Here is a 12,175-nt window from a genome sequence, read left to right as displayed (position 1 = left end):
GCCACGTACTCGTGCGGCTCAGGGCCGGGCCGGCGGCGGCGGCCAAGGCGAGGCTTATTTCGGCCAGTGTCGCGTCGGGCTGCGCCACCAGACAGGCCCGCAACAGGTCCTGGCCCGCAACAGGTCCTGGCCCGCCGGGTCCAGGCGCGGCATCGGGCCGCCGCTCGCGGGCAGGGCCGCCAGCGAACCGCTCGTACGTTGACGACGCAAAAGCTTGTCCACGAAGGAGATGGAAACGCTGAATTGCGCCGCCACTTGGTAAATCCGGGCCTGCGGCGCGGCACATGCCGCCGCTACCCGTTCCCGCAAATCAATCGAATACGCTTTCATAACAGAAGGTACGTGAAATTCTGTACATTGAATTGGAAACCGCTCTAACACCTTCTTAGCGGCTGTGGCGGCGCTTGGTTTTGCAGGGCCCCTGCGTAATTTTCTGCACCAAAACCTCTATCTACTTCAGAATGAAAAGATTCTTATTCCCTATTGCCTTATTATCAGGTTTGGGTACCGTGCAGGCGGTTCAAGCCCAAGGCTCTTTGGTCCACCTCGTCACCGCGGGCACTACGCTGGGCGTCCGGGCCCTCATGAAAAACAAGCAGCCCGTGCCCGTAAAGCCCATCGACCAGGCCACGGCCAACAAAAACGCAGCCGCCAATACCGCTGCCATCATCGCGGCGCAGCCCAAGGAGCTGGTGCTGCACCGCACGCCCACCGACCAACTGCCCAAAAAAGCCGCCGAGCAAATTACCGCCCTGGAAGCCCAGCTCGAGCAGTGCCACGCCGCCATGCTCGCCAACCCCAGCGGCATCATCTGCACGCCCGAGCAGCGCGCCGCCATCCAGCGTGCCGCCGTAGGCGTGGCCCGGGCCCAGTCCAGCTGGAATTTGCAGCCTTATCAGCAGGAAATGGCTTATTACCAGGCCGAAGACGCCCGACGCCAGCAAGCCGTCGCCCCCGTCGCCCCCGCCAAGTAGGGCCCCGCACCAGTCAGCCGCCGCTGAGCCGCATTACGTGGCCCAGCGGCAGCTTTTTTGTTGTAATGAACAGCGGTTACCTGCCTTCCCTTTTTTTTAGCCGTCGCCGCGCGGCGCCCGCCATGCCGGCCCCCGTTGCCGCCCAGGGCCCTCATTCTGCCCACGGCCTTGCCGCCCGCAGCGGCGGGGCTGGCAGCACGGCAGGGGCCCCGCCACGGGACCCAACGCCCTCCGTTTGCCTTTTCGGGCCGGGCCGGGGCCCAGCGCCCGCCGTACCTTCGGGGTGTCTTGTGGGAAATTTGTTAGCATGAAAATTATCAGCGTCCGCTTCGCCAACCTCAATTCGCTGCCGGGCCCCTACCTCATCCGTTTCGACGCCGCGCCGCTGGCCGACACGGGCTTGTTTGCCATCACGGGGCCCACCGGGGCGGGCAAAAGCACGCTGCTCGACGCCATCGCCGTGGGCCTCTACGGCCGCGTGCCGCGCCACGACCGCCAGGTGGGCGAGATGGTGAGCCGCCACGCGGCGTTCGCGTTTTCGGAGGTGGAGTTTGAGGTGCACGAAACCGACGCCGACACCGGCGCCGTGGCCCGCGTGCGCTACCGCTCGCGCTGGGAAGTGAAGCGCAAGGTGCGCGGCGACGACAAGGGCGGCCTCGGCCAGGATGCCATGTCGCTGGTAATGAGCCCATCCAACGAAGCCATCGTCAGCGGCAAGGAAGCAGTTCCGGCCAAAGTGGGCGAGCTGTCGGGCCTCGATTTTGGGCAGTTCGAGCAATCGGTGCTGCTGAGCCAGGGCAAGTTTGCGCGCTTCCTGCACGCGCCGGAGAAAGAGCGTAGCGCACTGCTCGAAAAGATGACTAACGTGGGCATCTACTCGCGGCTTTCGGTGGCGGCGTTTGAAAAAGCCAAGGCAGAAGAACTGCAAACCAAGCTTCTACGCGCCCAGCTCGAAGCCACCCGCCTGCTGCCCGACGACGAGCGTGGGGCCCTGGAAACCCAGCTCGACCGCCTGCACGAGGAAGCCGAAGGCCACTATGAAGAGCAGCATGAGCTGACAATCTTCCTCACTTGGCGCGCCATTCTGGACCAGTTAGAGCGGCAACTGTACAAAACTACCAGCGAAACCGAAGATTTGCGCCGCACCGAGGAGTTACTCCGGCCTGATTCCGCTCGGCTTGACGGCCACCTCCGCGCTACTAACCTGGGGGCCCCATTGGCTTTGGCCGCCGCCGCAGAGCAGGAATTGAACCGCGATGTGGCGCAGCTCGAAGCCCTGGACCAGGCCTTGCCCCTGCTGGCCCAGGCTACCCAAGAGGCCGAAGCGCGCTACAGCGCTGCCGCCGATAGCCACACCGCTGCGCTCACCACTGAAGACCAGCTACGGCCCGTGCTGCAAGCGGCCCGGCAGCAGGACGCCGAAATTGCTTCAGCGCAGCAGCGGCTGACGAAAAACCATACGGCCCACGACCATAACCAGGCGGCGCACGAGGTCGAGCAAGCCGCTTGGCAAAAAACGCAAACCCACGACTTGGCCGCGCTGGGCCAGCAGCAAACCGCCTCGGAAGCCTGGCTACTGGCCCACAACCACGAAGCCCAGCTAAAAGATGAGTTAATCGAAATCGGTGCCCAGATTAGTGACTTGGAGTCGGTGAATACCGAATTGGCCACACTCGAAGCCCAGCAGCAAGCTCATCTCCAGCAGCTGGCCGAGGCTACGGCCGACCACAAGCGCCACGAGCAGGCCGGCGCTGGGGCCCGGCAAACCCAGCAAGCCCTGGTGGAGCAAGGCCGGCCCAGCCGCGACGAAGTGACCGAGCTGCTGCGTGGCACCGACGCCGACGCCCTGGCCCAGCACGACGCCGACCTCACCGCCCGCCTGCAACTGGTGCAACGCCTGCTGCCCCTGGCCCAAGCCGCCCACGACCACGCGGCCCGCGCCCAGGGCCTGCACCAGGAGCACGCCCAGGAAGAAACAACCCGGGATCTGGCCGAAACAGCTTTCGCGCACCTCACCGAACGCCAGGGCGACGGCCAGCGCCTGCTCGACAGCTACCAGCGCGAACTGCGCGCCCAACAGGCCCTGGCCGACCTCAACGCCCACCGCCAGCAGCTGCAAACCGACCAGCCCTGCCCGCTGTGCGGCGCGTTGGAACACACTTTTGGGGCCGATTTCGCGGCCGATGCCAACGAGTATGAGGTGCGTGTGGAGGCGCAAAAGCAGGCCCTGGCGCACCTGAGCGCAGAGCTGACCCGAACTGGGCAGGACTTGGTGCGCCGCCGCACCGAGCAGCAGCAGCGGCGGGCCCGCCACGACGAAACCACCGCCGCCGCCGAACTTGCCCGCCGCCAAGCCACCGAACTGGCGGCTGCCCTCGCGCCGCCCCTCCCCGACCTGGCCGACCTCGCCGCCGTGCAGCATTTGCTGGACGATACCGCCGCCGCCCAGGCCACAACCGGAGCCGCCCGCCGCCGCCTCGTTGTCCTCACCGAGCAGCTGGCGCAGCTGCGCGCCGACCATACCGCCGCGGGCGCGGTCATCAAGCAAGCACAGGAAGAAGCCCAGCGCGCCACCGAGCGGCAGCAAAAAGCGCAGCAGAGCCTGGGGCCCGTGGCCGCGGGGCTAGCCAATTTCTGGGAGCAAGCCGACAACTACCGGGCGGTCATCCAGGGGCTGCTGGTGCCGCACAGCTTGCGGCTGCCCACCGCGGGGCAGCCTTATAGTGGAGTGCGGGTTACGCTGGAGGAGCGGGCCAACGAATATTTAGCCCAGGCCCAAAGCCTGACCGATTTGCAGCACAAGGCGGCCACCCTTCGGGACCGGCAAACCGACCGTGCCGCCACTTTGGCCCTGGCCCAAGCCACGCTCCGGGCCACCGCCCAGGCCTTGGCCGCCGAGCAGCAACTTCTCGACCAGCTACGGACCGACCGGCTTGCTCTCTACGCCGGCTCCGACCCCGCTGCCGACGCCGAGCAGCTGCACCAAGCTACTCAGCAGCTGGACGAGGCTAAGCAGCTGGCCTTTAGTCACCGAGGCCAGCAGCAGCAGAACCTGGCCATCAAGCAGGCTGCCCAACGCACGCTGAACGCCCAGCTGACTGAACACCGCGCCGCCCACAACGCCCGCCAAACCGAGCTGGCCGCAGCCCTGGCAACGGCCGGCTTCCACGACGCAGCCGAAGCCCGGGCCCTGCTGCTGCCCGCTGCTGAGGCCGAGCGCCTGCACCAGCGCCGCCACGACCACCTAGTGGCCCAGACCGCCGCCACCCGCCGCCTCGCCGACCTCACTGCCGAGCTGGGCCATCACGCCGAGGCCGGTCTCACGCCCCATACCGGCCCCGAATTGGATCGACAGCTGGCGGAGCTGAACAAGGCCGACGATATTTTGCAGCAGCAGCTGGGGGCCATCAGCAACCAGCTGAGCCAGGACGATGCGGCACGCCTGCTGCTAGCCGACGGCCTGCGCGCCTTGCAGCAGCGGCAGTTGGAGGAGCAGCGCTGGCAGGATTTGAGCGAGCAGATTGGCTCAGCCAAGGGCGACAAGTTCAGCCAGTTTGCCCAGGGCCTCACGCTGAGCCACTTGGCGCGGCTGGCCAACCTGCGCCTGCGCCAGCTCACGGGCCGCTACACCATCCTCAAAACGCCGAACCGCAACCTGGAGCTGCAAATCATCGACCACGACCAGGCCGACACGGTGCGCCCGATGGCCTCGCTCTCGGGCGGCGAAAGCTTCTTGGTGAGCCTGGCCTTAGCCTTGGGCCTGAGCGAGTTGGCCGGCCACAAGGCCCGCATCGAGTCGCTGTTTATCGACGAGGGCTTCGGCACGCTTGACCCCGACGCGCTGAACACGGCCCTCGATGCGCTGGAGCGCCTCCAGCACTCGGGCAAAATGATTGGCATCATCTCGCACGTGGCCGACCTAAAGGACCGCATCGGCACCCAAATCCGCATTCAGCCCGGTGCGGGCGGCACCAGCACCGTGCGCGTGGTGGACGTGATGGGCACCGAAACTTCGTGCGAAGCGTGAGGCAATGCGGCCGCGGCGGGCCCACGCCTGGGGCCCCTGGCGTTCAGCCGCACGGGCTCACAAAATTTGTTCCTGAATCAGAAAAAGAACAGAACGTTATGCTTCGCTGCGCGTTGCATGACGTTCTGTTTTGTACGGCTTTTATTCGAAAACAACTCTGTAGCTTCTATGCCCTGATGGCTTTCACCTCGGTCCAGGTCCAGTATTTTTTGGGCTGAATATTGGCGTAGCCGGCACGCAGAAACGCCAGCACTTCCTGCTCCACTGCCGCTGGGGCGAGCGACGAGGTGTAAATCGGACGGCCGTCGGGGTCGGCGTAGCGCTGGGCTTTGCTGAGCTTACGGGGGCCCGCCAGGCGCAGCAGCGGCCCGGTATCGGTGGGCCCGTCGGCTACCCAGATGCGGCCGCTGGTTTCCAGCCCGTTGAGGCGGGCGGCCAGGGGCCCCAGCGCCAGGCGCGGCAGCGTGGGGCGGCTTTCCAGGTCAATCCAAGTGGTGTACTTGCACTCCAGCTCGTAGCGCTGGCCGTCGTAAAGGCTCAGCACCCAGTCGAAGCCCGCCGTGGGCCCAAACAGCGCGTAGTACGGCAGCGGCCCGGGCGTACGAATGACCGCCAGGCCCACATCGGCGTGGCTAACCCGCTGCGTACCATCATCCTGGGCCACGGCCACGGCTGCTTTAACGCGGGCGTATTCGGGGCCCCAGGCGGCGCGGCCGGCTTCGGGATTTTCCAGGATTTCGGCGAAGCGCGGCAGAAACCAGGCGAATTTCTCGGCCGAAGCCTCGTCTTCGCGCCGCTTCCGGGCGGGGGCCCCAAAGGGCTCGTAGAAGCGCGCTTTTTCCTCAGCGTTCAGCCAGCACACCAGCTGCAACGCTGCATCGGCCAGCGGATTAACCCAGTCCAGCTCCCGAAAATCGCCTAACGTGGCCACCAGGCGCAGCAGCTGCTCGTGGCGCAAGGCCAACGCCGGGTACAGCAGGGCCCACACGCCCACGAAGCCATCAACGTCGAAGTGGTTGGCCGTCACGGCTTGCGCGGCGAGCCCGGGCGTTTCGGGGTGGTGCAGGGCGCGCAGGGCCGAGCCGGCGCTGGTGTCGTCGCGCAGGGCCCCCGGAGTGGCGGCGCCGCGCCAGTGCGCCAGGGTGAGGGCTGCGCCCAGGCCCACGCTGTCCACAACAATGGTTGGTTGCTGCCGCACGGCGGCGAAGGGTACGAAGTAGCGGTTCATGGCGCAAAGGTGGGGCCCTACACTCGCCCCCGGCGGTTAGTGATGCGCTCGACGCGCTGCTTCTTCACCCAGCGCAGATAGGTTTGGAGCTCCTCAGCGGCGCGCAGGGCCGCCACCGTGGCGTAGGTCCGGGCCAGGGCCCGGTTGCTAAGGAAGCGGTGCACGCTGCTGTGGCAGGGCTGGCACAAATCGACGGTGGGGCCGTGGCGGCCGCCTTCTTCGCGGGGCACCAGGTGGTGGCGCGAGGTGGCCTGCACCGCACGCTCGCACAGGCCGCAGCGCGGGGCGGAGGGCCCCGGAACCGGGAGCCAGGGAGCAGGCAGCGAAACGCGGCGGCGGGGCATGGGCACAGACCGGCGCAAGAGCGGCCGGCGGGAAATAAACCCCACCGGCCGCCGCTGAGTTGCCGCGTTCTTAGGAATTTTAACAAAAATTCTTACCTTGGGCCAGAACCGCCAAGCCCCAATTTTTAGCTAAATCCTCATTCATCCCTTCTTACAATTTTTTCTTATTTAAGCTATATGAAGCCTATACACTACTCGCAATCAGTATTTTCCACCGTTCGCTGGAGCTGGGTACTGGGGACCCTGGCCCTACTGTGGATGGCCGCCCCGGCGCCGGTCCGCGCCCAAACCTGGATGGTGAGCACCACGGCCCACGTCACGCTCGGCGTACTCGACAAGTACGGCCAGCTGGGGCCCTATACGGCCACGTTCGTAGTGCACAACGAGGATACCGGCAAAGACTACCAGCTGGTGCGGGCCATCGAAAAGGGCCAGAACGGCGTCGACGTGCTGTTCCCCAGCGAAGGCTCGTCGGTCGATTATTTTAAGGCCAGCACCGGCCAAGCAGCCCCCGCCACCCCCGGCCGCTACACCTGGGAGTGCCTGGTAAAGGGCAAGCGGGCCGTGGGCGGCCACTTTGCCCTACCCGAGGTGGGCAACGACGTGACCGTGGTGCAAAAAGAACGGCCTTAGCGCCCGGCCGCGCCATTCTTTTCGTTGCTGTTACCAAAAGCCCGGCGGCCGCCGGGCTTTTTTCGTTGAAGGCCCAACGCCCCGCTGCTGGGGCCCTAATTACCGCTAACCGGTCCCGCCATGCCCCGCAAGTCCTTCGCCGAACTCATCGATAGCCCCGGCATGCCCGTGCTGGTCGACTTCTATGCCGACTGGTGCGGCCCGTGCAAAACGATGGCCCCCATCCTCCAGCAGTTTGCCGCCCAGCACCAGGGTAAGCTGCGCGTCATCAAAATTGACGTGGACAAGAACCCCGCCGTGGCCCAGCAGTACCGCGTGCAGAGCATCCCGACGCTGATTCTGTTCCGCCAGGGGCAACCGGTGTGGCGGCAGGCTGGGGCCGTGCCCGCCGCCGAGCTGGCCCGCGCCGTGGGGCCTTTTGTGACCAGCTAACAGCTTTTAACTAATTTAGGGCTTGCGCGCTTTTATTAATAAAATGTTGATTTTCAATATAATAAGTTTTGTTGACTTAAAACGTAAGCTATTGCCAATCAATGATATAATGCTCAAAGCGCGTAAGCCCTATAATTGCCGGCGGCGGCACACTAGTTGGGGCCGGCTGGCGTTGGGGCGGCGTACCTTTGCTACGCCTTACCCGTCGTCTATGCAATTAATTACCCTGGATACGCGCCGCTGGCAAGCGCTACTGTTAGTTATTGTTATACTGTTGTTTAGCACAGCAGTTAACGCGCAAGCCACCTTCACACTAAGCGGCACGGTGCGCGCCGCCGGCGGCGAGGCGCTGCCCGGGGCCAGCGTGGCTGTACCCGCCCTGAACACGGGCACAGCCGCCGACTCGCTGGGCCAGTTCCGCCTGACGCTACCGGCCGGGCGCTACCAGGTAGTGGTGGCGTTCGTGGGCTATGAATCGCTGACCAGCGACGTGAACCTGACCCGCAACCAGCGCTTCGTGTACCCACTCACGCCGAGTGAAAACGCGCTGGACGAGGTGGTGGTGCAGGGCACCCAAACCCTGGAGCAGAAGCTCAAAACCCCGCAAATGGGCGTCGAGCACCTCAGCATCCGCGAGGCCAAGCTGCTGCCGGCGCTGTTCGGCGAGGTCGATATTTTAAAAACCCTGCAGCTCAAACCCGGCGTGCAGTCCGGCGGCGAGGGCACTAGCGGCTTGTTTGTGCGCGGCGGCTCGGCCGACCAAAACCTATTTCTGGTCGACAACGCCACGGTGTACAACCCCAGCCACTTATTCGGCCTGTTTTCGGTGTTCAACTCCGACGCCGTGCAGAGCGTGGACCTGTACAAGGCCGGCTTCCCGGCGCAGTATGGGGGGCGCTTGTCGTCGGTAGTGGACGTGAAGCTGCGCGAGGGCGACCGCCAGAACTACCACGTGACGGGCGGGCTAGGGCTGATTTCGTCGCGCCTCACCCTCGAGGGGCCCATCAACAAGGGAAAGGGCTCATTTATTGTGTCGGGGCGGCGCACATATTTCGACATTTTCACCCGCGCCTACAACCGGGCCAACGCGAATAAAGATAACTTCACGCCCATCCCCGACTACTACTTCTACGACCTCAACTTCAAGGCCAACTACACCCTGGGGCCCAAAGACAACGTGTACCTGAGCGCCTACTTGGGACGCGACAAGTTTGGCTTCTCAGGGGCCACCAACGGCTTCAATTTCAACTTCGACTGGGGCAACACGCTAGCCACGCTGCGCTGGAACCACGTGTTCAACCCACGGCTGCTGGTGAATACCACGGCCACCGTGACCGACTACCAGTACAACCTGACCAATAAGCTCGACCAGTTCACGTTCAACCTGGGCTCGTCCATCCGCGACTACGCCTTGCGTACCGATTTTGAGTATACGCCCAATGACCGCCACGCCATCAAATTTGGGGCGGCGGCCACGGCGCACCGCTTTGGGGTGGGCCGTTTGCAGGCAGGCTCGAGCGACGGCTCGGTAAACTTCGGGGCCGACGTGGGCTACACCGCCAACGAGGGGGCCCTGTACGTGGGCGACAACTTCCGGGCCACCGACAAGCTGCAAATCGACGCCGGCCTGCGCCTTTCGGCCTGGCACAGCGGCACCAACAACTACGCCGGCCTGGAGCCGCGCCTCTCCACCCGCTACTCCCTCAGCGACAACATCTCACTGAAGGCCAGCTACGCGCTGATGTACCAGTACGTGCACCTCGTAACCAACTCGGGGGCTACGTTGCCGACGGACATCTGGTACCCGTCGCGGCTGTCTGTTATGCCGCAGCGCTCGCAGCAGGTGAGCACGGGAGTGAGCTTTTTGCTGGGCGGCGGCAAGTTTTTGCTGACCGACGAGCTGTACTACAAGTGGGGTAAAAACCAGATTGACTTCAAGGACGGGGCCCAGCTGTTTGTGAACCCCGAACTAGACAATGAGTTCCTGTTTGGCAAGAGCTGGAGCTACGGCAACGAGCTGTACTTAGAGAAAAAAACCGGCAAAACCACCGGCTGGGTTGGCTACACCCTGGCCTGGGCCTGGCTGAACATCGGGCCCCAGCGCGGCACCACCGGCGTGAACAACGGCCAGGACTACCACCCCAACTACGACCGACGCCACAACCTGACCGTGGTGGTGCTGCACCAACTTAGCACGCGCGTCACTTTCACGGCCAGCTATATCTTCACCAGCGGCAACCTCACCACGCTGCCCCTGGGCCGCTTCGGCTTCCAGGACATTAGCGGGGCCAACGTTAACACCAATACGGGTAATACCACTGGCGGCACCGACCCACGCCCCATCCCCATCTACCCCGACCGCAACACATTCCGCCTCATCCCCTACTCGCGCCTCGACCTGGGCTTGGTGTACAAGCTGCGGCCCACGCAGCGCGGCGGCGAGCGTGACTTCACCTTCAGCGTGTACAACTCCACCAACCGCCGCAACGCCTACTTCGACTACTTCGAGACCGTACGCGACAAGACCACCGACCGCATCACCGGCTTCCGGGCCCAGCAGGTGTCGCTGTTCCCGCTCATCCCGTCGGTGACGTACAACTTCAAGTTTTAAGCCCGGATTTCGCGCCAATTCCCTTGCGCATCGCACTTGTGGGCAACCCATTAGCTATTCGTTATGAAGCCGATTCCCTTTCGTTATTTCGCCGCTGTGGGGGCCCTGGCCCTGGCCGGCTGCGGCAAGTTTTCGAACGACCTGGCCGTGGTGCTGCCCGAGTACAACTCGCAGCTGGTGGCCGAGTGCTACCTGGAGCCGGGCGTGGTACCGCGCCTCACCGTCACTGAGTCGCAGGCGTACCTGTCGGCGGTGCTGCCCATGGTACCCACCGACGTGACCGTGAACCTGACGCTGCCCGGCGGGGCCCTGGTGCCGCTGTACTACCGGCCGGGCCAGGACCCCATTACCAAGAAATTATACACCCACATCGGCACCGCGGCCTTGGTGGCTAAGCCCGGCGACACCTTCGGCCTCGATGTGCAGGACACCAAGGGCCGCCACCTCACCGGCACGGCCACCATGCCCACCACAGTGCCCATCGACTCGGTGAACTACAAGTTCAACGACAAGACCGGCGACAACCGCAAGGCTTATTTTCTCACCTACTTCAAGGACCCGCCCACGCCCGACGACGACTATCGCCTGCAACTCCACAAAGGCCTGCGCATTTACAGCAGCCCAGAGAACGACCTGACCGTCCAGGACCGCCTGCTCAATGGCCAGCTCTTTACACTAGGTACCAGCTACCGCTTCAACCCCGGCGATACCGTCACGGCCACCCTCTACCACCTCGACCCAGCGTTCTACCGCTTCCGCCAGTCGGTGAACGACGCGCGCAACGCCAACGGCAACCCCTTCGGCCAGCCCTCGGCCATCTACAGCACCGTGCAGGGCGGCGTGGGCGTGTTCACGGTGCTCAACTACACCCGCAAAACGATATTCTTATCGAAGTAATTAGAGTGGCCCCCGGATGACAAACGAACGTCATGCTGAGCGCAACGAAGTAGAGCCGAAGCATCTCTCCCGCTCACTAATCAAATGATATAGTGCTGCGGGAGAGATGCTTCGGCTCTACTTCGTTACGCTCAGCATGACGTTCAATTTTTACCGAACAGGCTCCCCGGGGGCCCTACAACCCTGCCACCACGGCCCGCAGCAGCGCCGTGAGGCGCGGCTCGGCGGCGGCGGCGGCGGCGAAGATGTCGGCCAGCACCACCGGCTTGAGTTGGCCGGGTGCGCACAAATCGGTGATGACCGAGGCGGCCAGCACGGGCAGGCCCATGTGCCGGGCGGCAATCACCTCGGGCACCGTACTCATACCCACCGCATCGGCCCCGATGGTGCGCAGGTAGCGGTACTCGGCGGGGGTTTCGAGCATGGGCCCCGGTAGGGCCGCGTACACGCCGCGGCGCGTGGTAAGGCCCTGGCCGAGGGCCTGGGCCGCGGCCTCAGCGCGGGCCAGCAGGTCAGCGTCGTAGGGCGCGAACATGTCGGGGAAGCGGGGCCCCAGCGCGTCGAGGTTAGCGCCCACCAAGGGGTTGGTGGGCAGTAGGTTGAGGTGGTCGTCAATCAGCATGATGTCGGCCAGCCGGAAGTCCGGGTTCAGGCCGCCGGCCGCGTTGCTCACCAGCAGCTGCCCGATACCCAGCAGCTTCAGTACCCGCACCGGAAACACCACCTGGGCCATGCTGTAGCCCTCGTAGTAGTGGAAGCGGCCTTGCAGCACGGCCACGCGCCGGCCGCCCAGCGTGCCCAGCACCAGCCGCCCGGCGTGGCTCTCGACGGTGGAGAGCGGGAAGTGCGGAATATCCTCGTAATTAAGGGTGTAGGCTACATCCACCTCCCGCACCAGGGCCCCCAGCCCGGTGCCGAGGATGATACCGGTGGCGGGCTGGAAATTACCGGACTGCTCCCGGATGTAGTCGGCGGCTTCGTGCAGGGCGCGCAGGGCCCCGGCAGCGTCAGGAAAACTCATGCTGTCAA

10 protein-coding genes are annotated in these 12,175 nt (G+C 64.6%); 6 read left to right on the top strand and 4 right to left on the bottom strand.

Features of this window, described 5'->3' with window-relative positions; genetic code table 11:
• Positions 1-54: 54 nt before the first annotated feature.
• Positions 55-330 carry a hypothetical protein gene (locus DDQ68_RS23215; RefSeq protein WP_162550306.1) on the bottom strand — a complete coding sequence of 92 codons (276 nt, stop codon included), beginning with the start codon at positions 328-330 and terminating at the stop codon, positions 55-57.
• A 206-nt stretch (positions 331-536) separates the two neighbouring features.
• On the opposite strand from DDQ68_RS23215, the gene DDQ68_RS21470 reads away from it, so the two are divergent.
• Positions 537-974 carry a hypothetical protein gene (locus DDQ68_RS21470; RefSeq protein WP_162550316.1) on the top strand — a complete coding sequence of 146 codons (438 nt, stop codon included), beginning with the start codon at positions 537-539 and terminating at the stop codon, positions 972-974.
• A 307-nt stretch (positions 975-1,281) separates the two neighbouring features.
• Positions 1,282-5,001 (top strand): AAA family ATPase, encoded by a 3,720-nt coding sequence (locus DDQ68_RS21465; RefSeq protein ID WP_109658125.1) that lies wholly within the window; start codon positions 1,282-1,284, stop codon positions 4,999-5,001.
• Positions 5,002-5,167: 166 nt separating this feature from the next.
• Here DDQ68_RS21465 and DDQ68_RS21460 read toward each other — a convergent pair whose 3' ends face one another.
• Both DDQ68_RS21460 and DDQ68_RS21455 read right to left on the bottom strand, forming a co-directional pair.
• On the bottom strand, positions 5,168-6,229 hold the full coding sequence (locus DDQ68_RS21460) for a DUF6687 family protein (protein ID WP_109658124.1): 1,062 nt from the start codon (positions 6,227-6,229) through the stop codon (positions 5,168-5,170).
• A 17-nt stretch (positions 6,230-6,246) separates the two neighbouring features.
• A complete protein-coding gene (locus DDQ68_RS21455; RefSeq protein ID WP_245897175.1) occupies positions 6,247-6,591 on the bottom strand; it encodes an HNH endonuclease family protein in 345 nt (114 codons plus the stop codon).
• Between the two features lie 159 nt (positions 6,592-6,750).
• Between DDQ68_RS21455 and DDQ68_RS21450 the strand changes: the two genes are divergently transcribed.
• The 4 genes from DDQ68_RS21450 to DDQ68_RS21435 all read left to right on the top strand — a co-directional run bounded on the left by DDQ68_RS21450 (position 6,751) and on the right by DDQ68_RS21435 (position 11,146).
• Entirely contained in the window at positions 6,751-7,206 is a 456-nt protein-coding gene (locus DDQ68_RS21450; RefSeq protein ID WP_109658123.1) for a hypothetical protein, read from the top strand.
• 120 nt (positions 7,207-7,326) lie between these two features.
• Positions 7,327-7,638 (top strand): thioredoxin, encoded by a 312-nt coding sequence (gene trxA, locus DDQ68_RS21445; RefSeq protein WP_109658122.1) that lies wholly within the window; start codon positions 7,327-7,329, stop codon positions 7,636-7,638.
• A gap of 211 nt (positions 7,639-7,849) precedes the next feature.
• Positions 7,850-10,249, top strand: coding sequence for a TonB-dependent receptor (locus DDQ68_RS21440; RefSeq protein WP_109658121.1), 2,400 nt, complete (start codon positions 7,850-7,852; stop codon positions 10,247-10,249).
• Between the two features lie 63 nt (positions 10,250-10,312).
• Entirely contained in the window at positions 10,313-11,146 is an 834-nt protein-coding gene (locus DDQ68_RS21435) for a DUF4249 domain-containing protein (RefSeq protein ID WP_109658120.1), read from the top strand.
• A gap of 175 nt (positions 11,147-11,321) precedes the next feature.
• On the opposite strand, the gene DDQ68_RS21430 is transcribed toward DDQ68_RS21435, so the two are convergent.
• The gene (locus DDQ68_RS21430) at positions 11,322-12,167 is read right to left on the bottom strand and encodes a purine-nucleoside phosphorylase (protein ID WP_109658119.1); all 846 of its coding nucleotides are present in this window, start codon (positions 12,165-12,167) and stop codon (positions 11,322-11,324) included.
• Positions 12,168-12,175 lie beyond the last annotated feature (8 nt).

It is taken from the genome of Hymenobacter nivis (assembly GCF_003149515.1).
Lineage (GTDB): Bacteria > Bacteroidota > Bacteroidia > Cytophagales > Hymenobacteraceae > Hymenobacter > Hymenobacter nivis.
The sequence above is the reverse complement of the archived record's forward strand: the minus strand, read 5'-3'. Positions and strand labels throughout refer to the sequence as shown.

What these genes read in the sequence shown, in the direction of transcription:
- DDQ68_RS23215 (WP_162550306.1), bottom strand. Translation starts at nt 330, where the DNA reads ATGAAAGCGTATTCGATTGATTTGCGGGAACGGGTAGCGGCGGCATGT.
- DDQ68_RS21465 (WP_109658125.1), top strand. Translation starts at nt 1,282, where the DNA reads ATGAAAATTATCAGCGTCCGCTTCGCCAACCTCAATTCGCTGCCGGGC.
- DDQ68_RS21460 (WP_109658124.1), bottom strand. Translation starts at nt 6,229, where the DNA reads ATGAACCGCTACTTCGTACCCTTCGCCGCCGTGCGGCAGCAACCAACC.
- DDQ68_RS21450 (WP_109658123.1), top strand. Translation starts at nt 6,751, where the DNA reads ATGAAGCCTATACACTACTCGCAATCAGTATTTTCCACCGTTCGCTGG.
- trxA (WP_109658122.1), top strand. Translation starts at nt 7,327, where the DNA reads ATGCCCCGCAAGTCCTTCGCCGAACTCATCGATAGCCCCGGCATGCCC.
- DDQ68_RS21440 (WP_109658121.1), top strand. Translation starts at nt 7,850, where the DNA reads ATGCAATTAATTACCCTGGATACGCGCCGCTGGCAAGCGCTACTGTTA.
- DDQ68_RS21435 (WP_109658120.1), top strand. Translation starts at nt 10,313, where the DNA reads ATGAAGCCGATTCCCTTTCGTTATTTCGCCGCTGTGGGGGCCCTGGCC.
- DDQ68_RS21430 (WP_109658119.1), bottom strand. Translation starts at nt 12,167, where the DNA reads ATGAGTTTTCCTGACGCTGCCGGGGCCCTGCGCGCCCTGCACGAAGCC.